The 23,091-nt window shown below is 68.4% G+C and carries 20 protein-coding genes and 1 tRNA gene; 9 read left to right on the top strand and 12 right to left on the bottom strand.

Features of this window, described 5'->3' with window-relative positions; all coding sequences use genetic code 11:
* Nucleotides 1-53: 53 nt before the first annotated feature.
* Nucleotides 54-1,424, bottom strand: coding sequence for an Nramp family divalent metal transporter (locus tag BKY59_RS02780; protein ID WP_420822068.1), 1,371 nt, complete (start codon nt 1,422-1,424; stop codon nt 54-56).
* Between the two features lie 106 nt (nt 1,425-1,530).
* On the opposite strand from BKY59_RS02780, the gene mntR reads away from it, so the two are divergent.
* Nucleotides 1,531-1,944 carry a manganese-binding transcriptional regulator MntR gene (gene mntR, locus BKY59_RS02775; protein ID WP_076068581.1) on the top strand — a complete coding sequence of 138 codons (414 nt, stop codon included), beginning with the start codon at nt 1,531-1,533 and terminating at the stop codon, nt 1,942-1,944.
* 113 nt (nt 1,945-2,057) lie between these two features.
* Here mntR and BKY59_RS02770 read toward each other — a convergent pair.
* Together BKY59_RS02770 and BKY59_RS02765 are read right to left on the bottom strand one after the other, a co-directional pair.
* A tRNA-Thr gene (locus tag BKY59_RS02770) sits at nt 2,058-2,133 on the bottom strand.
* 71 nt (nt 2,134-2,204) lie between these two features.
* On the bottom strand, nt 2,205-3,095 hold the full coding sequence (locus BKY59_RS02765) for a hypothetical protein (protein WP_076068580.1): 891 nt from the start codon (nt 3,093-3,095) through the stop codon (nt 2,205-2,207).
* 78 nt (nt 3,096-3,173) lie between these two features.
* On the opposite strand from BKY59_RS02765, the gene BKY59_RS02760 reads away from it, so the two are divergent.
* Complete coding sequence (locus tag BKY59_RS02760; RefSeq protein ID WP_076068579.1) at nt 3,174-4,067, top strand: HpcH/HpaI aldolase/citrate lyase family protein; 894 nt, start codon at nt 3,174-3,176, stop codon at nt 4,065-4,067.
* Nucleotides 4,068-4,178: 111 nt separating this feature from the next.
* Here BKY59_RS02760 and cysK read toward each other — a convergent pair whose 3' ends face one another.
* The 5 genes from cysK to BKY59_RS02735 all read right to left on the bottom strand — a co-directional run bounded on the left by cysK (nt 4,179) and on the right by BKY59_RS02735 (nt 10,273).
* Nucleotides 4,179-5,099, bottom strand: a complete 921-nt coding sequence (gene cysK / locus BKY59_RS02755; RefSeq protein ID WP_076068578.1) for a cysteine synthase A — start codon at nt 5,097-5,099, stop codon at nt 4,179-4,181.
* The gene (locus BKY59_RS02750; protein ID WP_076068697.1) at nt 5,096-6,388 is read right to left on the bottom strand and encodes an MFS transporter; all 1,293 of its coding nucleotides are present in this window, start codon (nt 6,386-6,388) and stop codon (nt 5,096-5,098) included. The genes cysK and BKY59_RS02750 overlap by 4 nt, the downstream gene beginning before the upstream one ends.
* A gap of 126 nt (nt 6,389-6,514) precedes the next feature.
* Nucleotides 6,515-7,336, bottom strand: a complete 822-nt coding sequence (locus tag BKY59_RS02745; protein ID WP_076068577.1) for an alpha/beta fold hydrolase — start codon at nt 7,334-7,336, stop codon at nt 6,515-6,517.
* 78 nt (nt 7,337-7,414) lie between these two features.
* A complete protein-coding gene (gene astD / locus BKY59_RS02740; protein WP_076068576.1) occupies nt 7,415-8,827 on the bottom strand; it encodes a succinylglutamate-semialdehyde dehydrogenase in 1,413 nt (470 codons plus the stop codon).
* 57 nt (nt 8,828-8,884) lie between these two features.
* Nucleotides 8,885-10,273 carry a protein adenylyltransferase SelO family protein gene (locus BKY59_RS02735; RefSeq protein ID WP_076068575.1) on the bottom strand — a complete coding sequence of 463 codons (1,389 nt, stop codon included), beginning with the start codon at nt 10,271-10,273 and terminating at the stop codon, nt 8,885-8,887.
* Nucleotides 10,274-10,310: 37 nt separating this feature from the next.
* Here BKY59_RS02735 and BKY59_RS02730 point away from each other — a divergent pair, with 37 nt between their 5' ends.
* From BKY59_RS02730 to BKY59_RS02715, 4 genes are all read left to right on the top strand, one after another.
* Nucleotides 10,311-11,171: an alpha/beta fold hydrolase gene (locus BKY59_RS02730; protein ID WP_076068574.1), complete on the top strand. Its 861-nt coding sequence runs from the start codon at nt 10,311-10,313 to the stop codon at nt 11,169-11,171.
* Between the two features lie 118 nt (nt 11,172-11,289).
* Nucleotides 11,290-12,420: a glycosyltransferase gene (locus tag BKY59_RS02725; protein ID WP_076068573.1), complete on the top strand. Its 1,131-nt coding sequence runs from the start codon at nt 11,290-11,292 to the stop codon at nt 12,418-12,420.
* 90 nt (nt 12,421-12,510) lie between these two features.
* Nucleotides 12,511-13,914: an NAD(P)H-dependent flavin oxidoreductase gene (locus BKY59_RS02720; protein ID WP_076068572.1), complete on the top strand. Its 1,404-nt coding sequence runs from the start codon at nt 12,511-12,513 to the stop codon at nt 13,912-13,914.
* A gap of 4 nt (nt 13,915-13,918) precedes the next feature.
* A complete protein-coding gene (locus BKY59_RS02715; RefSeq protein WP_076068571.1) occupies nt 13,919-14,614 on the top strand; it encodes a glutamine amidotransferase in 696 nt (231 codons plus the stop codon).
* Between the two features lie 235 nt (nt 14,615-14,849).
* Here BKY59_RS02715 and BKY59_RS02710 read toward each other — a convergent pair whose 3' ends face one another.
* Both BKY59_RS02710 and BKY59_RS02705 read right to left on the bottom strand, forming a co-directional pair.
* Entirely contained in the window at nt 14,850-15,137 is a 288-nt protein-coding gene (locus BKY59_RS02710; RefSeq protein ID WP_076068570.1) for a hypothetical protein, read from the bottom strand.
* A gap of 89 nt (nt 15,138-15,226) precedes the next feature.
* Complete coding sequence (locus BKY59_RS02705) at nt 15,227-16,237, bottom strand: 2-hydroxyacid dehydrogenase (RefSeq protein WP_076068696.1); 1,011 nt, start codon at nt 16,235-16,237, stop codon at nt 15,227-15,229.
* A gap of 131 nt (nt 16,238-16,368) precedes the next feature.
* Here BKY59_RS02705 and BKY59_RS02700 point away from each other — a divergent pair, with 131 nt between their 5' ends.
* Nucleotides 16,369-16,869: an SH3 domain-containing protein gene (locus tag BKY59_RS02700; protein WP_240499930.1), complete on the top strand. Its 501-nt coding sequence runs from the start codon at nt 16,369-16,371 to the stop codon at nt 16,867-16,869.
* A 112-nt stretch (nt 16,870-16,981) separates the two neighbouring features.
* The gene (locus tag BKY59_RS02695) at nt 16,982-17,569 is read left to right on the top strand and encodes an NADPH-dependent FMN reductase (protein WP_076068568.1); all 588 of its coding nucleotides are present in this window, start codon (nt 16,982-16,984) and stop codon (nt 17,567-17,569) included.
* Here the strand turns inward: BKY59_RS02695 and BKY59_RS02690 are convergent.
* The gene (locus BKY59_RS02690) at nt 17,553-18,305 is read right to left on the bottom strand and encodes a sulfite exporter TauE/SafE family protein (RefSeq protein ID WP_076068567.1); all 753 of its coding nucleotides are present in this window, start codon (nt 18,303-18,305) and stop codon (nt 17,553-17,555) included. The genes BKY59_RS02695 and BKY59_RS02690 overlap by 17 nt on opposite strands.
* A 2-nt stretch (nt 18,306-18,307) precedes the next feature.
* Nucleotides 18,308-21,238, bottom strand: a complete 2,931-nt coding sequence (locus tag BKY59_RS02685) for a TonB-dependent receptor (RefSeq protein ID WP_076068566.1) — start codon at nt 21,236-21,238, stop codon at nt 18,308-18,310.
* Between the two features lie 406 nt (nt 21,239-21,644).
* Between BKY59_RS02685 and BKY59_RS02680 the strand changes: the two genes are divergently transcribed.
* Nucleotides 21,645-22,946 (top strand): pectate lyase family protein, encoded by a 1,302-nt coding sequence (locus BKY59_RS02680; protein WP_420822069.1) that lies wholly within the window; start codon nt 21,645-21,647, stop codon nt 22,944-22,946.
* Nucleotides 22,947-23,091 lie beyond the last annotated feature (145 nt).

Genomic DNA, 23,091 nt, shown 5'->3' with positions numbered 1-23,091 from the left:
GGCCTGGGGACCTCTCGGCTTCCGTCGGTGGAGCCGCCTTTACCGTCACTCGATCACCAGATGCCGGCAACACCCAGCAGCAGCTTCACGTTCAGGCCGACGATGATCGCCGCGATCGTCCAGGCGGCGATCTTCAGCCAGAGCGGGTTGGCGAATTCGCCCATGCGTGCGCGGTTGCCGGTGAAGCTGACCAGCGGGATAACCGCGAAGGGCAGCTGCATGCTGAGCACGACCTGGCTGAGCACGAGCAGGCGGGCGGTGCCCTGTTCCCCGTAGACGACCGCCACGCCCACCGCGGGGACGATGGCGAGCATGCGAGTGATGAGCCGGCGGACCCAGGGGCGGAGCCGCACGTGAAGGAACCCTTCCATCACGATCTGCCCGGCCAGTGTCGCGGTGACGGTGCTGTTCTGGCCTGACGCGAGCAGCGCCACGGCGAACAGCGTGCTGGCCGCCGCCGCCCCCAGCGTGGGGGCGAGCAGCTGGTACGCATCCTGGATCTCCGCCACGTCGGTACGCCCGCCGACGTGAAAGGCGGAGGCGGCCAGGATCAGGATCGCAGCGTTGATGAACAGCGCGAGCATCAGCGCGATCGTGCTGTCGATCGTGGCGAAGCGCACCGCCTCCCGCTTGCCGCGGGCATCGGTGTCGAAGGCGCGGGTCTGCACGATCGAACTGTGCAGGTACAGGTTGTGGGGCATGACCGTAGCCCCGATGATGCCAATCGCGATATACAGCATCGCCGGGTTGGTAACGACCTGCGTCGAGGGGATGAAGCCGGCCAGCACCGCGGACAGTTCCGGCCGCGACAGTGCCAGTTCGATGATGAAGCAGCCCGCGATCACCACGAGCAGCGTGATGATGAACGCTTCCAGCATGCGGAATCCGCGCTGTTGCAGCAGCAGGATCAGCAGCACGTCGAACGCGGTCAGGCAGATGCCCCACACCAGCGGCAGCCCGAACAGCAGTTGCAGCGCGATCGCGGTGCCGATCACCTCCGCCAGGTCGCACGCCACGATCGCCAGCTCGCACAGGATCCAGAGCAGGATGCCGACCGGGCGGCTGTAGCTGTCCCGACAGGCCTGGGCGAGATCGCGACCGGTGACGATGCCGAGCTTCGCGGCGAGCGATTGCAGAAGGATCGCCATGACGTTCGACAGCAGGATGACCGAGAGCAGGGTGTAGCCGAACTGCGACCCGCCGGCGAGGTCGGTCGCCCAGTTGCCCGGATCCATATAGCCGACCGCGACGAGGTAGCCGGGGCCGGAGAAGGCCGCGAGTTTCCGCCAGAAACGCGCGCCGCCCGGAACAGAGATGCTGCGAAACGATTCAGGAAGGCTGGGCGTGCGCTGGCGGTCGGGCGCTGGCGGATCGGCCGGCGCGTGGCCGGCGCCCGGTGTCATCGGCTGGTGATCGTCCTGCATGACGACGTCTCCCTGTTTCGCACCTGTTAGGCAATCTTCAGGGTTTAGCCAAGGCTAACTTTGCTTAGCCATCCGATTGTGGCAGGAGGGCGGACGGAGGCGAGCGATGACGTTACCGGACCCCGGCGAGCAGGCCCGCCGGTTCATCAAGGTGCGGGAAGCGCACCGCAGCGAAGTGCAGCAGGATTATGTCGAGCTGATCGCCGATCTGGTGGCGGCGCGTGGCGTGGCGCGCGTGGTGGACCTGGCCGAACGGTTCGGCGTGACGACCGCGACGGTGGCGAACACGCTGGCGCGGCTGAAACGCGACGGGCTGGTCGAGGATCGGCCGTACCGATCGCTGTGCCTGACCGCGGCCGGGACCGCGATGGCCGAGGCATCGCGCGCCCGACACGACATCGTGGTCGCGTTCCTGCTGCGGCTGGGCGTGTCCCGCGCGGTGGCGGAGCTGGACGCCGAGGGACTGGAACATCATCTGAGCGCGGAGACGCTGGCCGCGATGGAGGGTTTTGCGGGCTGAACGTACTGCAAACACCGTTCCCGGCACTTGTACCGTCGCCATGTACCGTAGCGAACGTCAAAGCCCGGGTGTTCGGCCGTTTTCTAGGGGAGCTTGATCCCTTGAGGTGTGCGTGGTGCCGAGTGTCGGACTCGAACCGACGACCTACCGCTTACAAGGCGGTTGCTCTACCAGCTGAGCTAACCCGGCGACCGGGCATCCATGCCTTGCGCGCACGGCGGGGGCAAGAGGGTGCGCGAGGTGGCGGCGATCCGGGCGGGTCAGGGGATGCCGAAGGTCCAGCCTTCGGTGGCGGATAGTGCGGCGTCCAGGCCGGTGGGTGCCCAGAGCGCGGGATCGGCCGCGACGTGGCGGAGCCAGGCGGCGCCGAGCAGCGCGTCGGTCGCGTGATCGTCATAGCGCGGCAGGACGGCGTGGGGGCGGGTGGCAAGGGCGTGCAGCGCGGCATCGAGCGTCGGGCCGTCGCGCAGCTTGCTGCGGCTGCCGGTGACGCCGGCCGCGCGGGCGGCGATGGTGGTGTAGATCTCGACGATCAGCGGGCCGCGCGCGGGGACCGGATCGAACGGCCAGATCGGTACGCGCCCGGCGAGCGCATGGAGCAGCCGCATGCCGGTCAGGCTGGATTTGCCGACCTGCGACGCGCCGATCAGGTTGAAGCAACTGACCGCATTGCCGCGCTTCATTTCGCGACAGCGGCGTTCGGCGACCCGAAGCCGGCCCATGCTGCCTTCGAACCGGTCGCCGCGCAGGATGGTGCCGCCGGACGCATGGCGGAAATGGCGCGCGGTCTCGACATGTTCGACGAAGGTGGAGGCGGACAGATGCGGTTCGGCGGCGCACAGACGGTCGACCAGCGCCCAGAGTGCGCGCGCATCGGCGGGGCTTTCGGACCAGTCGGGGAAGTACTCGCCGCGATCGGCGTGGGGCAGCGCGGGCGAGAAATCGATGCCGATCAGCATGTCTGTGCCGGCGTCCGCCTGCTCGATCAGCCAGTCGAGCGCGGCGGGGCGCGACCAGCCACGATCGGGTGCGACCAGGATGGGGGCGGCATGGCCCGCCGCGCAGGTGGCGAGCGTGATGCCGGGCGGACGCGGGACGGCCCGGCCCGACCAGTCGAACGCGGCAAAACGGGTGAAGCGACGGGGAATCATCGGCAGAATGGATACCGCGGTGCGGACGGTGGCGGATTGCCGCGTCGCGACCGCCGGGTTAGGCCATGGCAGTCCAACATGCGAGGCCCCACGATGATCGTCCGCCCCCGACGCAGTGCGCTGTACCTGCCGGCGTCCAACGCGCGCGCGATCGAGAAGGCGCGCGGGTTGCCGTGCGACGTCGTGATCCTAGACCTGGAGGATTCGGTCGCCCCCGACGCCAAGGCCACTGCGCGCGCGCGGGCGGTGGCGGCGGTCCATGAGGGCGGGTTCGGCACGCGCGAACTGGTGGTGCGGGTGAACGGACTGACGACGCCGTGGGGCGCGGACGACCTGGCCGCGCTGGCGGCCGCCATGCCCGATGCGGTGCTGGTGCCCAAGGTGGACGGGGCGGACGACGTCGCGACATATCGCGCACACGTGCCGGACGGAACGGGCCTTTGGGCGATGGTGGAGACGGCGCGGTCGGTCTTGCGGCTGGACGCGATCGCGTCCGCGCCGGGGCTGGATGCACTCGTGCTGGGCACGAACGACCTTGCCAAGGAGATGCGCGCGCGCGTGGACGACGACCGGACGGTGTTCCTGGGCGTGCTGGCGATGGCCGTGGCGGCGGCGCGCGCACATGGTCTGGTCGCGCTGGACGGCGTGTACAACGCGATCGACGATGCGGAGGGGTTCGCGCGGGAATGCGCGCAGGGCGCGATGTTCGGGTTCGAGGGCAAGACGTTGATACACCCAACGCAGATCGGGGCCTGCAACATCGGGTTCAGCCCGTCTGCGATCGAGGTGGAATGGGCGCGCACGGTGGTGGCGGCGTTCGACATGGCCGATCATGCGGGCAAGGGCGCGATCCGCGTCGAGGGGCGGATGGTGGAGCGGCTGCACCTAGAGGAAGCGCGCGCGTTGCTCGACCTGGTGGCCATGCTGGCGACGCGTGGGGTGCGGGCCGCCGAACCGCCGTCGCGGAACTGACCCGAAGTCGGTTTCGATCAGATCCTGTCACCGCCCGCATCATCCCGGCTTTCACCGGGATGATGCGTCTGGCGGACAGAAGGATCGATCCGGCCTAGGACGGCGCCTGTATCAATGTTCGGGCAGGAAGTCCGGGACCGACAGGTAGCGTTCGCCGGTGTCGTAGTTGAAGCCAAGAACGCGGGCATCGGGCGCGAGATCGGGCAGTTTCTGCGCGATGGCGGCCAGCGTCGCGCCGGACGAGATGCCGACCAGCATGCCTTCTTCCCGCGCGGAGCGCAGCGCCATGGCCTTTGCCGCGGCGGGATCGACCTGGATCACGCCGGTCAGCAGATCGGTATGGAGGTTGGACGGGATGAAGCCCGCGCCGATGCCCTGGATCGCGTGGGGGCCGGGTTGCCCGCCGGAGATGACGGGGGACAGGGTCGGCTCGACCGCGAACACCTGAAGATCGGGCCAGACCTTGCGCAGCACCTGCGCGACGCCGGTAATATGGCCCCCGGTGCCGACCCCGGTGATGAGCGCATCGATCGGCGTGTCGGCGAAGTCGGCGAGGATTTCCTCGGCCGTGGTCGCGACATGGACCGCGATGTTCGCGGTATTGTCGAACTGTTGCGGCATCCAGCTGTTCGGTGTTTCGGCGACGATTTCGAGCGCGCGTTCGATGGCGCCCTTCATCCCCTTCTCCTTGGGCGTCAGGTCGAACGTCGCGCCATAGGCCAGCATCAGCCGGCGGCGTTCGATCGACATCGATTCGGGCATGACAAGGACGAGCGTGTAACCCTTGACCGCGGCGACCATGGCAAGACCGATGCCGGTATTGCCGCTGGTCGGTTCGACGATCGTGCCGCCGGGCTTCAGACGGCCGTCTGCCTCCGCCGCCTCGATCATCGCCAGCGCGATGCGATCCTTGATCGATCCGCCCGGGTTGGACCGTTCGGACTTGATCCAGACCTGCGCGTCGGGGAACAGCCGGGCGACGCGGACGTGCGGCGTGCGGCCGATGGTCGATAGGATGCTGTCGGCGATCATGATTTCGTCTCCTGAGCCGGGGCAAGGGTAGGGTTGTCGAGTAGAGCCGGTGTCGTGAAGGAACGCGCGGCGCGCAGTTCCGGGAACAGGCGCGACCAGAGCAGCGCGACGAACATCGCGCCGACGCCGCCGGCAACGACCGCGGCGACCGGACCGACCAGTGCCGCGAGGAAGCCGGACTCGGCCTCCCCCAGCTCGTTCGATCCGGAGATGAACAGCGAGGACACCGCGCCGACCCGACCGCGCATCTCGTTGGGGGTGGACAACTGGATCAGCGACTGCCGGACATAGACCGAGAACATGTCCGCGACGCCCAGGAGCGCCAGGCAGCCGAGCGAGAGGACGAGATTGCGCGACAGCCCGAAGACGACCGTGGCCGCGCCGAACACGCCGACCGCGACAAGCATCTTGACCCCGACATTGGAGCGCAGCGGCCGGAACGAGAACCAGAGCGCGGTCACCGCGGCCCCGAATGCGGGTGCCGCGCGAAGATGGCCGAGTCCCTCTGCCCCGACATGCAGCACGTCACGCGCGTAGATCGGCAGCATCGCCGTCGCGCCGCCGAGCAGGACGGCGAACAGGTCGAGGGAGATCGCGCCCAGCACGATGCGGTTGCGACGGACATAGCGCAGCCCGTCGATCATCTGCCGCCAGGGATTGGCGCCACGATCGAGCGCGGTGCGCGGGATCGGCCCGATCGTCATCAGCGCGACGAAGGCGAGGAAGAACAGCACGGCCGCGCACGCGAACGGCAGCCAGTGGCCGGACGCGTAGAGATAGCCACCCGCCGCCGGGCCGACGATGCCGCCCGTCTGCCACGCGATCGAGCCGAGCGCGATGGCGGTGGGGAGCGATGCCGCCGGCACGAGATTGGGCGCGAGTGCGCCGAGCGCGGGGCCGGCAAAGGCGCGCGCCACGCCGAGCAGCGCGGCGATGCCGAACAGCGCGGGCAGGGTGGTGCCGTCCGTCCAGGCGAGCCCGGCGAGCGCGGCGGCGCACCCCGCCTCCAGCAGGACGGCGCCGCGCGCGATCCAGCGGCGGTCGATGCGGTCCGCCGTCCAGCCGACGACCAGCGTGAGCAGCAGCAGCGGCAGGAATTGCGCGACGCCGATCAGACCGAGTTGAAAGGCAGCCTCCTTCGGCGTCATTGTGCGGCGGGCGATGTCGTAGACCTGCCAGCCGATCACCACCACCATGCCGTTCTGCGCCAGCGTGCTGGAAAAGCGCGCAACCAGATAGGAGCGGTAGTCCGGGAAGCTGAGGGGGTGCGGCGGACGGGCGGGGGACATGGTCACCGCGCGGCTTTAGGCGGTCGGGGCGGGGGCGGGCAAGGCGGTTGGGGTTTCCGCGGGGATAGCTGGAATAGGATCGGGCGGCCGCCCCGGAACCGCATGCGCCGGGGCGGCATCACCGGATCAGCCCTTCACGAACGCCAGCAAGTCCGTGGTGAAACGATCCTTTTCGGTGACGTTCAGGCCGTGCGGTGCGCCGGAATATTCGATCAGCTGCGACTGCGCGATGCCGGCGGCGGCGGCGCGGCCGGCCGTGTCGATCGGCACCGTGCTGTCGGATGTGCCGTGCAAGACCAGGGTCGGTACGTCAAACGCGGCCAGATCGGCGCGGAAATCGGTGCGGCCGAACGCATCGACGCAATCGAGCGTGCCCTTCAACCCGGCCATCAGCGCCTGGCGCGAGAAATCGTCGATCACATCCTGGCTGACCGGGCTCGAGATCCAGCCCACGCCGTAAAAGGCCTGTGCGAAGGTCGCCATGAAGTTCGGCCGGTCCTTAAGAATGCCGTCCTTGATGCCGTCGAAGACCGAACCGTCGACGCCGTGCGGGTTGCTTTCGTCCTTCAGCATGTAGGGCACGACCGAGGAGATCAGCGCGGCCTGCGCGATACCCTTTCCACCGTGGCGCGACATGTAGCGGGCGACTTCGCCGCCGCCCATCGAGAAACCGACCAGCGTCGCGTCCTGCGCGCCGGTCCGTTCGATGACCGTCGCAAGGTCGTCGGCGAGCGTATCATAGTCGTAGCCGGTCCAGGGCTGCGACGAACGGCCGAAGCCGCGGCGGTCGTAGAAGATCACGCGGTGGCCGGCATTGGCCAGTGCCAGCGCCTGATCGTCCCAGCTGTCGGCCGTCAGCGGCCAGCCGTGCAGGAGGATCACGGGACGGCCGCTGCCCCAGTCCTTTACGTAAAGGTCGGTATCGTCCTGCGTCTTGATGTAGGGCATGGGGGGCTCCGCTTAGATATCCGGGCTAGAACGCCGCACCGGCGCGGAGGGTTGCCTGTGTTCCGGAGCGCCCGCCGATCAGGCGTCGCGCAGGCCGATGCCGAGCGAGGCGCGCGGCTGTTCCGCCTCCGACGACACCACCGGATAGGCGCAGTAGTCGGCGGCGTAATAGGCCGTCGGCCGGTGGTTGCCGGACAGGCCGACGCCGCCGAACGGGGCTTTGGACGGCGCGCCGTTGGTCGGCCGGTTCCAGTTGACGACGCCCGCGCGCGTGTTGGCCCAGAAACGATCGTACAATTCCGGCGTGCCGCTGACCAGCGAGGCGGACAGGCCGAAGCGCGTGGCGTTCGCCTCCGCGATCGCCGCGTCGAAATCCGCCACGCGGATGACCTGGAGGACGGGGCCGAAAATCTCCTCGTCCGGGCGTTCGGCGATGGCGGTGACGTCGATCAGCGCGGGGGTGAGGAACGGACGGTCGGGTTCCGGCCGGATCAGCTGCTTGATCGCGCGGCCGCCGGCCAGGATCAGGTCGAGAAACGCCTCCTGCACGCGGTCCGCCGCCGCATTGTCGATGACCGGCCCCATGAACGGGGCGGGGACGGCGTGGGGGCCATCGACTATGATCCGGTCGATCAGCCGGCCGATCTGGTCGATCAGCGGCGCGTGCGCGCCATCGCGGACGATCATCCGGCGGGCCGCCGTGCAGCGTTGCCCGGCGGACAGATAGGCGGACTGGACCGCGATGACCGCGGCGGAATAGATGTCGGGCGTGTCCCACACCACCAGCGGATTGTTGCCACCGAGTTCGAGCGCGAGCATCTTGTGCGGCGTGTCGGCGAACTGGCGGTGGAGTGCCGTGCCGGCGGCGGCCGAACCGGTGAACAGCAGCCCGTCGATCCCGGCATGCGCGGCCAGCGCGCGGCCGGTGGCGGGGCCGCCCTGGACGCATCGGACCACCGTCTGCGGCACGCCGGCGGCATGCAGGCAATCGACGAGATAGGCGCCGACCGCCGGGGTTTTCTCCGATGGCTTGAACAGCACGCCGTTGCCCGCGATCAGCGCCGGCACGATGTGCCCGTTCGGCAGGTGGGCGGGAAAGTTGAACGGCCCCAGCACCACCATGACGCCGTGCGGCTTGTGGCGCACCGCGACGCGCGCGCCCATCGCTCCGTCCATCCGGCGTTGCGGCGTGCGATCGGCATAGGCGGCGACGGAAATGTCGATCTTCGCGATGACGCTGTCGACCTCGGTCCGCGCTTCCCACATCGGCTTTCCGGTTTCGCGCGCGATCAGGTCCGCGAACGGTTCCGCGCGGGTGCGGACGGTGTTGGCAAAGCGGCGCAGCGTTTCGACGCGGACGGTGAGCGGGCGCGCGGCCCATTCGACCCAGCCGGCGCGGACGATCGCGACCTCCGCATCCACATCCCCCGGCGCGCCGCTCCACAGGACGGCATCCGTCGCGGGTTCGGTCGATTGAAACATCGTCGTCATGCGGGCGGCACTCTGGCGGGGGGGAAGCCGGGAGGCAAGAGGCGGGACACCGGACGGCTAACCGCGCAGGGCGTCGCCCATCCGGCGGATCGCGGCGACCTTTGCGTGGAACGGACCCCAGTCGTCCCGCGCGGCGATCGGTTCCCACAACGCCTCGACCACCGCGATCGGCATGGCGCATGGGTCGGCATCCGACCAATAGGAATGGTCGAGCGGGCCGACCGGTTCGAAGGTGGCGGCGACCGCGCGAAACTCCGCGAAGCGTGGATCGTCATAGGCCGTCGTCGCGGTTCGCAGCCGCCCGCCGCGCCAATCGAAGAAGAAGCGGTCGATCGACGTACCGGTTTCGGCCAGCGCCGTCTCCATCGCGCCGAGCAGGGCGAAATCGTCGGCTTCCTCGCGTGACCGGACGCCCAGACGGGCGAGGATGGCGGCACGGAACGCGGTTTCGTAGGCGGGGGAATAGAGATCGACCATCGGGGCGAGTGCCTCGGCCGGGGCGAGCGTGCGGAGCGCGATGGCGAGCTGGACGACGTTCCAGTGGATCGCGCCGGGCTGCCGTCCGAAGGCGTAAAGGCCCTGATGGTCGAAATAGGCGGCGGTGAATTCGGAATCCCAGGTCGGCGCGAACCGCCATGGGCCGTAGTCGAAGCTTTCCGCGGTGATGGCGATGTTGTCGGTGTTGAGCACGCCGTGAACGAAGCCGGCGGCCATGTAGGACGCGGCCAGCCGGGCGGTGCCGCGCGCGACATGGCCGAGCAGCTGCGCCTCCGGCTCCGCGCCAGGCGCGTCGCCGTAAAGTTCGGTCAGGCAATAGGCGACGAGCGCGCCCATGCTTTCCGCATCGCCGAGCGTGGCGAGCCGCTGGAACGAGCCGATCCGGATGTGGCCGTGGCTGAGCCGGACCATGACGGCCGACCGGGTGGGCGAGGGTTCGTCGCCGCGGTGAAGCGCCTCGCCCGTCTCGACCAGCGAGAAGGTCTTCGACGTGTGGACGCCGAGCGCCTCCAGCATCTCGGTCGCCAGGATTTCGCGGACGCCGCCCTTCAAGGTCAGGCGGCCGTCGCCGGAGCGGCTCCACGGCGTGGTGCCCGATCCCTTGGTGCCGAGATCGAGCAGGCGATCCGCGCCGTCGCGCAGTTGCGCGAACAGGAAGCCGCGACCGTCGCCGAGATCCGGGTTATAGTGGCGGAACTGATGCCCGTGATAGCGCAGCGCGAGCGGGCGTTCGAGCGAGCCGGGGAGCGTTTCGAACCGCCCGAAGTGCCTGAGCCATGCGCGATCGTCGAGATGGTCGAGCCCGACCGCGGCGGCGTGCCGATCGTTGCGGAACCGCAGGATCGTTTCCGGGAAATCGGCGGCGGACACCGGATCGTAGAGCGTAGCGGGCAGCGTCAGGATCGTCCGTTCGGGGCGATAGGCGGCGGGTTGCGGAGCTGCTGTCATCCGCGGATATGGGGGTGGGGCGCATGAGGGTGCAAGCATGGCGGCATGGACGGACGGATATTGGTGGTCGAAGGACGGGATCCGGCTGCATTACCGTGATTATCCGGGCGACCCCGCGCGACCGCCGATCCTGTGCATTCCGGGGCTGACGCGCAATCCGCGCGATTTCGAAAGCCTGGCGACCGACCTGGCCGGTGGCTGGCGGGTCATCTGCGTGTCGCTGCGCGGGCGGGGGGAGAGCGGCTATGCGCGCGACCCGATGACCTATGTGCCGCTGGTCTATCTGCAGGATCTGGAGGCGTTGATCGAGACGCTGGGGCTGGCGCGGTTCGTGGCGGTGGGGACGTCGCTGGGCGGAATCCTCACGATGTTGCTGGCGGCGACCGGCGGCGGGCGGATCGCGGGCGCGGTGCTGAACGATATCGGGCCGGTGCTGGACCCGGCGGGGCTGGCGCGGATCCGCAACTATGTGGGCAAGAACAACAGCTTCCCGACCTGGCTGCATGCGGCGCGCGCGATTGCGGAAACGAACGGCGCGGCATTCCCGCGGTTCGCGGTGGGCGACTGGGTGGCGATGGCCAAGCGGCTGTGCCGGCTGACCCCGGCCGGGCGGATCGTGTTCGATTACGACATGAACATCGCCGAACCGATGCGCGTACCGAACGAAGGGACGCTGGACATGTGGCCGGCGTTCGCCGCGCTGGGCACGATGCCGTTGCTGCTGGTGCGGGGTGCGGTGTCGGACCTGTTGTCCGCGCAGACCGCCGAGACGATGGTCGCGCGTTGCCCGGGGGCGGAGCTGGTGACCGTGCCGGAAGTGGGGCATGCGCCGACACTGGACGAGCCGGAGGCGCGGGCGGGGGTGATGCGGTTGCTGGCGCGGGTCGTGGCGGGGTAGCGGGGGCCTTGGTTTCTTCACGCCAACGCCTTTCTCTCCAACCCTCTCCCCCGATGGGGGGCGGGCTTTGCTGCGTCGGGCGCTGCATTCTTAACTTTGCGGCGGGTAGGTTGTGCTCATGACGCCGATCCGCATCCTCCACCTCCACTCCACCTTCGCGCTGGGGGGCAAGGAGGCGCGGGCGGTCCGGTTGATGAATGCGTTCGGGGATCGGGCCACGCACACGATCCTCAGCGCGATGCCTGGCGAGATGGGCGCGCGGGGGGCGATCGATGGCGGTGTGGCCGTCGCGTTTCCGACCGATGCGCCGTCGTTGCAGGGCAAGCCGGGGCCGGCGCGCTACTGGCGGCTGGCATGCTATATGGCGGGCTTCGATCTGGTCCTGACCTATAATTGGGGGGCGATGGACGGCGTGATGGCGCGGCGGATGTACGCGCCGGTGATGCGGTTGCCGCCGATCGTCCATCATGAGGATGGGTTCAACGCGGACGAGACGCAGGGCCAGAAGCCGAAGCGTGTCTGGTTCCGGCGGGCGGGTCTGGGCACGGTGACGGCGCTGGTGGTGCCGTCGCGCCGGCTGGAGGCGATCGCGCGCGATACCTGGCGGCAACCGGCCGGGCGGGTGCGACGGATCGCGAACGGCATATCGATCGGCGATTATGGCGGCGCGCCGGAGCCGTTGCCGGGGTTCGTGCGGCGGCCGGGGGACGTGGTGGTGGGCACGATCGCCGGCCTGCGCGCAGTGAAGGACCTGCCGCGGCTGGTGCGGGCGGTGGCGGCATTGCCGGACCATGTCCGGCTGCTGATCGTGGGCGAGGGGCCGGAACGCGGCGCGATCCTGGCGGAGGCGGCGCGGCTGGGCATCGCCGAGCGCGTGCACCTAGCTGGGTTCCACCCGCGGCCGGCGGCGGTGCTGGGACATTTCGACCTGTTCGCGCTGTCGTCCGAAAGCGAGCAGTTCCCGATTTCGGTGCTGGAGGCGATGGCGGCGGGCTTGGCAGTGGCGGCCCCGGCGGTCGGCGACGTCGCGGCGATGGTGTCCGCCGAGAACCGGCGCTTCGTCGTGACGGCGCCGGATCCCGCGCTGGCGGATGCGCTGGGCGTGCTGGTGGCCGACGTTGCGTTGCGCGAGACGATCGGTCGGGCGAACCGGGTGGTGGCGGAAAAATCCTTCGACGAGAAGGGGATGATCGATGCGTATCGCGCGCTGTACGCCGGCGCGATCGGCCGTCCGGGCAGCCTTGGCTGACCCCACGCCGCTTTGACGTGCTTTCCGCGCAACCCTATTATAAGGGAGCGCGTATATCAGCCGGGCAGAGGCCCGACCGGGAGGCTTTCGTTGTTCAAGGGTATCAAGCCGATCGTCTATGCCGGCCGCGAAGTCTGGCCGTTGATCGAGGGCGGCAAGGGCGTGGCCGTATCCAATCACATGAGCAGTGGGGCATGGGCGGCCGCGGGCGGGATCGGCACCGTATCGGCCGTGAATGCCGATAGTTACGACCCCGAGGGCAAGATCGTACCGCAGGTGTACCATGCGCTGACGCGTCGGGCGCGGCACGAGGAACTGGTGCAATATGCGATCGACGGCGCGGTGGCGCAGGTCCGCCGCGCGCATGAGATGGCGGGCGGGCGCGGGGCCATCAACATCAACGTGCTGTGGGAAATGGGCGGCGCGCAGCGCGTGCTGCACGGCGTGCTGGAACAGACGCGCGGCATGATCGCCGGCGTGACCTGCGGCGCGGGCATGCCGTACAAGCTGAGCGAGATCGCGGCGTCGTTCGATGTCGCCTATCTGCCGATCATCTCGTCCGGCCGGGCGTTCCGCGCGCTGTGGAAGCGCGCATATTCCAAGGCGTCGGAGCATCTGGGCGCGGTGGTGTATGAAGATCCGTGGCGGGCGGGCGGGCATAACGGCCTGTCCAACGCGGAGGACCCGCTGGTCCCGCAGGATCCGTTCCCGCGCGTGAAGGCGTTGCGCGACACGATGCGCGAAGGCGGCATCGCCGACAGCGTGCCGATCGTGATGGCGGGCGGCGTCTGGAACCTGAAGGAATGGAACGACTGGATCGACAATCCGGAACTGGGCGCGATCGCGTTCCAGTTCGGTACGCGGCCCTTGCTGACACAGGAAAGTCCGATCCCGGAGGACTGGAAGGCGGCGCTGATGGTGCTGGAGGAAGGCGACATCCTGCTCCACAAATTCTCGCCGACCGGTTTCTACTCTTCCGCCGTGCGCAACCCGTTCCTGCGTCACTTGGAGGCGCGGTCCGAGCGCCAGATCGCATTCAGCGGCGAGGCGGCGGGCGACCACCAGTATCAGCTGGACGTGGGCGTGAAGGGCAAGAGTTTCTGGGTGACGCGCGGTGACCTGCTGCGCGCGCGCGAATGGGACATGCTGGGCTTCACGTCCGCACTGAAGACGCCGGACAACACGCTGGTGTTCGTGCGGCCGGACGAAATGAAGGATATCCGCAAGGACCAGGCGGACTGCATGGGGTGCCTAAGCCAGTGCAGCTTCTCCTCCTGGGCCGATACGGAGGGCAATTCGACCGGGCGGCTGGCGGATCCACGCAGTTTCTGCATCCAGAAGACGTTGCAGGACATCGCGCATGGCGGGCCGATCGACCAGAATCTGATGTTCGCGGGTCATTCCGCGTTCCGGTTCCGGAAGGATCCCTTCTATTCCAACGGGTTCGTGCCGACGACGCGGCAACTGGTCGACCGCATCCTGACCGGCGACTGATCGGTTGCGCGCACTGATCGTCCGCCACACCGCCTATGAGGGTGCGGCGGGGTTTCGCGAACCGATCGAAACGGCGGGCTATGCCTTCAGCCGGATCGACGTGCTGGACCCGGCCTTTTCCGACGCGGACTTCATGGCGCCGGACCTGCTCGTCCTGATGGGCGGGCCGATGGGGGTGTACGAACGCGCCGCGCATCCGTGGATCGACGGGGAGGTCGCGCGGATCGCGGCGCGGCTGGCGGCGGGATTGCCGACGATCGGCATCTGCCTTGGCTCTCAACTGATCGCGGCGGCGCTGGGGGCGGCGGTGTATCCGGGGCCGGCGCAGGAGATCGGGTTCGCGCCGCTGACGGTCAATCCGTCGGGAATGGCGACGCCGGTCCGGCAGCTGGCAGATACGCCGGTGCTGCACTGGCATGGCGATACGTTCGACCTGCCGGACGGATGCGAACTGCTGGCGTCCAGCGCGCTGTACCGTCATCAGGCGTATCGACGCGGGGCGCGGATGCTGGCGCTGCAATGCCATCCGGAGATGGGCGAGGACCCGCGGATCGCGACATGGATCGACGCCGGCGCGGCAGACATGGCGGCGGCGGGCACGACGGCGGAGGCGGTTCGGTCGGATTATGCGGCGAAGGGGCCGCAGGCGGTGGCCGCGGGACGTGCGATGCTGGCGGAGTGGCTGGCAGCGTTGCGCTAAGTGCCTGGTGACGGCGGGGTGGGTGATCGACGCGCGACCGGGGTCGGGCGTGCCGGGTATGGTTTAGGAGGCCGGCTGTTTCGAGCCGATTGGCGTTTGCCGGACCGGCGTGACGCGAAGGGCAGGCAAAGCCTTAACTCATCTTCTCCGGCGAAGGCGGGGGAAGGCCGTTGTTTCTTGGCATAAAAAAGGGGCGCGTATCCCAGTGGATACGCGCCCCTTTCACTACCGTAGCTTAGCGGTAGGTGCGGCGACCACGCTTGTCGAGCGAGTAGCGGCGGCCGCGGCTGTCGCGATAGTAACGCTTGTTCTTGGTGAGCGCGGTTACGGCTGCACCGCCAGCGGCACCGATGAGTGCGCCGTTGCCGACGGACAGGCCGGGAATGACTGCGCCCGCAACCGCGCCGCCTGCGCCGCCGATGGCACCACCCTTGAGCAGTTCACCGGTGCTCTGCGCGTAGGCCGGCGATGCCAGACCGAGTGCCATTGCGGCCACGCCCACGATATATTTCGCAGTCTTCATGATTCTTCCCTTTCGTGATCGGAACTCGGGCGTAACAACGGGACAAATGCGACCCGGTTCCTTCACCTGGGGTTCACCCGATCGGGGCGTCAGACCCAGCCGTCGAGGACGGTATCGGGGGGTGTATGGCCGTCGATCCAGGCGCGGATGTTGGCGATCGTCTTCTCGCCCGTGGCGATCCGGCCCTCGAACGTGGCGGACCCCATATGCGGCAACAGGACGACGTTCTGGAGCGCGAGCAGGCGGGGATCGACCGCGGGTTCGCGTTCGAACACGTCGAGCCCGGCCCCGGCCAGGCGGTGATTGGCCAGCGCGTCGATCAGCGCGTCCTCCGCGACGATCTCGCCCCGCGCAATGTTGACCAGATAGGCCTGGCGGTGGAGCAACGCGAGCCGGCGCGCGTCGATCAGATGATGCGTCTGCCGGGTGTGCGGGCAGTTGATCGAGACGATGTCGACATTTGCCAGCATCGCGTCGAGATCGGCATGCCACGTCGCGCCCAGTTCCGCCTCCACATGCGCGGGCAGCCGGCGGCGGTTGTGATAGGCGACGGACAGGCCGAACGGGGCGGCGCGTCGGGCGATCGCCTGACCGATCCGGCCCATTCCGACGATGCCGAGCCGCTTGCCGCCGATGCGGTGGCCCAGCATCGCCCGCGGGCTCCACCCGACCCAGCTACCGGACCGGACGAGCTTCTCCCCCTCCGCAAGTCGGCGCGGGACCGACAGGATGAGCGCGAGCGCCATGTCGGCGGTGTCTTCGGTCAGCACGCCGGGCGTGTTGGTGACGACGATGCCGGCGGCGCGCGCGGCGGCCAGATCGATATGATCGACCCCCGCCCCGAAATTCGCGATCAGCCGGAGCCGCGGGCCGGCCGCGGCGATCAGCGCGGCGTCGATCTCGTCCGCGATGGTGGGGACCAGGATGTCGGTATCGGCCATCGCCGCGACCAGCGCGGCGCGGTCCAGCGGTCCGTCGTCTGCGGCGGGCGTGAAATCGAACAGTTCGGCCATGCGGCCTTCGATCCCGTCAGTCAGCCGCCGCGTGGCGACGACCCGCGGGCGGGAAGGGCGGGCCGGGGGCGGGCGATGGGTGGCCATGTCCCAGCGATTGGCGCGCGACGGTGCCAGCGTCAAGGGACGCGATGCGGCGGGCCGGGTATCAGGCCCGATAGGGATGGTTGTGGTGCGGCCGGCCGGGCGGCTAGAGCGAGGCGACGACGGTTCGGGGAATGACGATGGTGGTTGGGCGTGGACGGATGCGCTTTGGAATGCTGGCCGCGGCCATCACGATCGCCAGCACGGGCGGCGTGGCGCAGGCACCGCGTGCGTTGCCTTACTGGGCATCGCTGACCGCGGGCGACGCGCTGATGCGGAGCGGGCCGGGGCGCGAATATCCGGCGCAATGGCGCTATCGCCGCGTGGGATTGCCGTTGAAGGTGGTGGCGGTCCACGAAAGCTGGCGCAAGGTGCGCGAACCGGACGGCACCGAAGGCTGGATGGCGTCGGTGCTGCTGACCGAACGGCGGACGGGCATGGTCCAGGGCGACACCGTGATGCTGCGCGCGAAACCCGCGACGGACGCGGCTGTACAGTGGCGGGCGGCGCCCGGCGTGATCGGGCGGATCGAAAAATGCCGCGCGGGCTGGTGCCACCTCGACGTGGCCGGCAAGGCCGGTTTCGTGGAGGCGAGCCGGTTGTGGGGCGTGGAACTGGGCGAGGTGGTGGAGTAGTTTCTGGGCGGGTGAACGAGCCGCAAGCGTCATTCCAGCGTCCGCTGGGATGACGGGTTCGGGGGGCGGTGCGCCTTGCTGACGTTACCGGTTGCGAACATGGAGCGAGACGATGTCGGACCGGATATTGGTGTTCTACGGATCGTACCGGTCGGACCGGATGGGGATCCGGCTGGCGATGCATATCGTCGATGCGTTGCGGGCGCGGGGGGACGATGCGGAACTGATCGACGCCAGGGCGGTCGCGCTGCCGATGCTGGACCGGATGTACAAGGAATACCCGGCCGGGACCGCGCCTGCGGCGATGGAGACGCTGGCCGGCAAGATCCGCGCCGCCGATGGGTTCCTGTTCGTGGTTGGCGAGTATAATTGGAGCGTCCAGCCGGGGCTGAAGAATCTGACCGACCATTATCTGGAAGAATGGGCGTGGCGCCCGGCGGCGATCGCGAGCTACTCCGCCGGGCGGATCGCGGGGGCCCGGGCGGGCCTGGCATGGCACGGGATCCTGCCCGAAATGGGCATGGCGGTGGTGCCGCGGACGTTGACCGTCGGCTCGATCGGCGATGCGCTGGATGCGGACGGGCGTGCGACCGGGGCGGGCGGGGCAGCGTTGACGCACGCATTTCCGCGTTTCGCGGACGACCTGCGCTGGTGGACGGCGGCGGCGCGGGCGCAGCGGTCGCTTAGTTCGCAGGGCTGAACGCGGACCAGAGCAGGCGCAGGCCAACCGCAATCATCAGCAAGTCGATGAGGAGGTAGAAGCGATCCGCGGTGACGCGGCGGACGAGCCGCACCCCGCCGAAGGTGGCGGCGATCGCGACGGGCATCAGCACCAGCGTCGCGCCAAGGTTCGCCGCGGTGAACTGGCCGAGCGAAAGGAAGGCCGGCACCTTCATCCAGTTGACGGCCGCGAAGAAGATCGCGCCGGTGCCCGCGAAGCGGGTGGGGGACAGGCCGCGGGGCAGCACGAACAGCTGGAACGGTGGCACGCCGGCATGCGCGATCTGGCTGGTGAAACCAGATGCGAGCCCGAACAGCGGCCCCGCGCGGTCGGGCATCCGGGCGGGGAGGCCGGGACGGTAGCGCCGGTGCAGCCGGTACAGCCCGAACAGGATCGCGATCCCGCCGGTGACGCCCAGCACCGCGCCGACCGACACGACCGCGGCCAAAAGATAGCCCAGCAGCACGCCGACCGCCGCCCCGGGCAGCGTGGCGCGGAGGACCGCGCTGTCCCAGTCACGCCGGAACGCCCAGACGCCGACGACGTCCTGGACCACCAGCACGGGCAACAGGATGGCGGCGGCACGGACCGGCGACATCGCGAGCGCCATCAGCGGCAGCGCCAACGCACCGACCCCGGCAAAGCCGCCCTTCGAGAAACCGAGAAGGACGACCGCCGGGATCGCGACCGCATAGAATGCGGGATCGTCGGGCAGGATCAGAACTTGAAGCGTGCCCCGAAGTAGAACTGCCGGCCGGTGTGGTGATAGGTGACCGACCGGTCGGCCGCGCTGTCGATATACTGATCGTTATACACGTCGGTCAGGTTGATCGCCTCGATCGTCAGGCTGAAATTGTCGGTGACCTTGACCGAGGCCGATGCATCGACGTTGATCGTGCCGTGGACACCCTCGACGTCGTTGAACGTAGGCTGGCCGGAATTGACGTTGAACACCGGCCCGTTGCCGGGGGCGACGCCGTTCTGACCGGGAACGCGCGTCAGATACCCGCTGCGATAGGCGACGGAGCCGCGCAGCGACAGGATCTTGTCCTCATAATAGACCGTGCCGTTGGCGCTGTGCTGCGACAGGTTGTTGAGCGGCTGGACGACGACCGGGGCACCGACGGCCGCGGCGAGCGGATACTGGATGTCCGATTTCACATAGGTGTAGTTCAGCTGGACGCCGGTATTCGCCAGGAACCCGGGCAGGAAGCGGAACGGCGACTGGATGCCGACTTCCACCCCCTTCAGTTTGCCGCCGTTGCTGTTGACCGGCTGGGTAACGGTGAACAGGTCGGTCGGGGACGCACCGGTGCCCGCCAGCAGGCTGTCGGGAAGGCCGAGCTGGTTGAACGGGACCTGCTGCGTCGTGGTGGCGACGAAGGACGAGATGTCCTTGTAGAACAGCCCGACGATCAGCGCCGATTCAGGTGCGAAATACCATTCGGCGGAGAGGTCGAAATCGGTCGCCTTCGTCGGATCGACGAACGGGTTGCCGAGGCTGAGCGTGCGGTTGCCGCCGCTGACCGAGAAGGAACCGCCCGGATTGACCGTGCCGATGTCGGGACGCGCGATGACCTTTGCCGCCGCCGCACGGATGATCAGCTTGTCGGTCAGGTTGACGCTCAGATTGGCGGACGGCAGCCAGTTGTCATAGGTCCGGTCGACCTCGATCAGCGCGAAGCTGGTCGCGGTGTTCTGGTAACCGGTCGATTTCTGCCGCGTCTCGACATACCGCAGGCCGATGTCGCCCTTCACCGGCAGGCCGGCGATATCGGCGTTCAGCGCCACCTGACCGAAGGCGCCCAGGTCACGTTCGTCGACCGTGCGGAAGTTGCCGCGCGCGCTGGGGTTGGTGATGCCGGTGACGGCGAAGCGGCCGGTGCCGGAATAGATGCCGAGCGCGCTGTCGAACGCCGCCAGGTTCGGGATCACGAACGTGGTGGGCGTGCCGTTGGTCGGCGTCCCCGTGCTGATCGAGTAAAGCTGCGTCAGCGGACCGAGTTGCCCCGCGCCGACCAAGCCGGCGACGTCGGTCTCGCTGGCCCGGCGGTATTCCTCCGACGAGAAGCCGAACTTCTTGTAGTCGCCACCGATCCGCACCTTGAGCGCGCTGGTCAGGTCATATTCCAGCTGCGCGCGGCCGACCTTGAAGTCGTTGTCGACGAACTGCGGACGCAACCGGACCTCACCCAGCGTGAAGCTGGCCGGGTTGGCGACGTTGAGGTTCCCGTAGCCGAAGGTCGGGAAGCGGCCCTTGGTGTAGTCGAAGCTGTAGCCCTGCACATTGGCGGCATCGAGCGCGATCGTGGTCTGGATCGGGTTGGAGAAGGCCGACTTCGAATAGCCACCGAGCAGGTCGAGGTGCAGCTTGTCGCCGAAATCCTGGCGCAGCGAGCCGGTATATTGCTGGAACTTGGTGCGCAGCCGATCGAACCGCGATTCGACACGGACGTCGACATTGTTGAACGTGCCCGAAACCAGGCTGTTCGTGCCGTCGACCAGCGCGCCTGGCAGGATCACGGTGTCCTGCTTGCCGCCGGCCCCGCGGCTGAACGAGATCGCTTCCAGATACTGTTCGCTGCGGTCCGACTTGAAATCGGCATAGAGCGCATCGAAGGTCAGGAGCGTGCTGTCGGCCGGCTGGAACTGGATCGATCCGGTCAGGCCGAGCCGCTTGGTCTTATATTCCAGGCTGTCGTAGCGCGGGATGCGCGGCGCGAAGAAGGCATAGCCCTGGTTCGCGCCGGTCGGCAGCGTCGACCCGGGAGCGAACGCGCCGGTCGGGCGGGCGACGGCCGGGCCGTTGTCGGTGCCGCGTTCCCACCGGACGGTGGACGGGCCTTCCTCGAGGATGCCGCGTTCGGAATAGGCGGCGGACAGCAGGATGCCGAGCTTGCCGTCGAGGAACTTGGCCGAGACCAGCCCCGACAGCTTCGGGTCGATCGCGTTCGAGAAATCGTTGAGCCCGACCGCGGTGGAGCCGGCGACGGTGAAGTCGTCCTTATAGTCGAACGGGCGCGCGGTGACGAGATCGACGGTGGCGCCGAGCGAGCCTTCCTCGACATCGGCCGACGCGCTCTTGCGGACGGTGATGGAGTTGAAGAGGTCCGAGGCGAACACGTTGAAGTCGAAGCCGCGGCCGCGGTTCGCGCCGCCCGACGAATCGGACCCGCCGGTGGTCGACAGCCCTTCGATCCCGTTGATCCGGACGCGCGTGAAGATCGGGCCGAGGCCGCGCACCGTGATGTTGCGTCCTTCGCCCTGGTCGCGATTGATAGTGACGCCGGGAATGCGCTGGATCGATTCCGCGATATTGTTGTCGGGGAAGTCGGCGATGTCCTCCGCCTTGATGACGTCGATGATGCCGGTGGCGTTGCGCTTCTCGGACAGCGAAGCGTTCAGCGAGGCGCGGAAGCCGGTGACGATGATCTCCTCGCCCGGCTGAGCCTCGGCCGGAACGCCGGAGCCTTCGACCGTCTGGGGGTTGGCGGGCGGCAGGTTGAGACCGGCGGCCGGCGTGCCGGGGTTGCCGGCGGGTGCGGCGTCCTGCGCATGGGCGAGGCCCGCGGCGAAAACGAGCGTGGAGGCCGCGCCGAGCAGGCGGGCAATGCGGAGGCTGGCAGGCGTGGCCCGGAAACTGGTCATCGAACATTCTCCCCTGCGGATCGCGGACGACCCGGTTATCAATACCGGCGTCATCGGATTTCCGAGGACCCGTTCAAAAGGGGAGAATATGCCAGGTGTGCCGGCATCATGATCCTCCCCTGGACGGTCGCTCTTGCGGCGACGCGATCCTGGTCACTTCCTAGAAGTAACCGGTGTCATTTTTGCTAAGCCGCGTTTCGAAACGCGTCAAGCGGTGTCATGTCGGGCCATGACGAAAGATTCCGGAGTGTTGCACGGCCGCTTGGCGGGAGCGCGTTCGCGGAGTAAGTAACCGGTGTCATCGACACGGCCGTGCATGCCGGACGAGACGAGCGACGGGAGAGCGATGATGAAGCGATTGCAGCAGATGGCGCGGATGGCCGCACCGGTCCTGGCGGCGCTGGCAATGGCCGGCGGCGCCTGCGCGAAGCCCGCATTTCCGGGCGCGGTCGGCTGGGCGGCGGAGACACCGGGCGGGCGCGGCGGGCGCATCGTGCGGGTGACCACGCTGGCGGCGGACGGGCCGGGATCGCTGCGCGCGGCGCTGGATGCCAAGGGGCCGCGGATCATTGTGTTCGAAGTGGGCGGCGTGATCGACCTCGGCCGGACGGTGCTGACGATCGTGGAGCCCTATGTGACGATCGCCGGGCAGACGGCGCCCTCGCCGGGCGTCACGCTGATCCGCGGCGGGATAGACATCAAGACGCACGATGTGGTCATGCGTCACATCCGTGTACGGACCGGCGTGGACGGTCAGGCGCTGCGCAGCGGGTGGGAGGCGGACGCGCTGTCATCGGTCGCCGGGCATGACATCATCGTCGACCATTGCTCGTTCCTGTGGGCGCTGGACGAAAATATGTCCGCGTCCGGGCCGCGCTTCACCGGCAAGACGCCGGCGGAATGGCGGGCGGGAACGTCGCACCGTATCACATTCTCCTACAATATCGCGGGGGAAGGGATCGCCAATGGCAGCCACCCGAAGGGCGAGCACAGCAAGGGATCGCTGATCCACGACAATGCGACCGAGATCCTGCTGTACCGCAACCTGTATGCGCATAATTACGAGCGCAACCCGTTGCTGAAGGGCGGCGCGCAGGTCGCGATGGCGAACAACTTCATCTACGATCCGGGCCAGCGCGCGGTGCAGTATAATCTGATGGAACTGGAGTGGGAGGGGCAGGCCTATCAGACGGGCGAACTGTCCGCGGTGGGCAACGTGCTGCGCGGCGGGGTGTCGACCGAGCCGCTCGCGTTCCTGATGATCGGCGGGGTCGGCGACCTGCGCTATCACATGCGCGACAATATCGCGGTGGACCGGATCGGTGCGCCTCTGCCGATGCTGGGCCGCTACGCCACCGGCGGCGCGAAGATGATTGCCAGCGCGACGCCGGTTTCGTGGCCGGCGGGGCTGGCGGTCATCCCGGCGACGGACGTCGAGACGCATGTGCTGACACGCGCCGGTGCGCGGCCGTGGGACCGCGACGCCGACGACAGCCGGCTGGTGTTCGACGTGGCCGAGGGCCGCGGCGAGATCATCGACGACGAGAAGGCGGTCGGCGGTTATCCGGCGGTGACGGCCGCGACCCGCCTGCGGTTCGACCCGGCGGCTTGGGACCTGGAGACGATGGAGCCGAAGTCCGGGCTCTATCCCGGCCAGAAGCCCGGGGGCCGCGACATCGCGTCGCCGCAGGGCAAGCGTGTGGGGTAGGTGCGGTTAGGAGTCTCTTACGGATACGTCATCCCGGCCTGCGCCGGAATGACAGGCTTGATTAGCATTCTGCTCATCGTCGGCTTCGTTCGTGGTGTCGGATGACTTCGTTTATGACGAATCTGAGGAAGGCTTCGGAGAAGTC

Source organism: Sphingomonas montana (assembly GCF_001956315.1).
Lineage (GTDB): Bacteria > Pseudomonadota > Alphaproteobacteria > Sphingomonadales > Sphingomonadaceae > Sphingomonas_R > Sphingomonas_R montana.
This window is presented reverse-complemented; position numbering and strand designations above follow the sequence as displayed.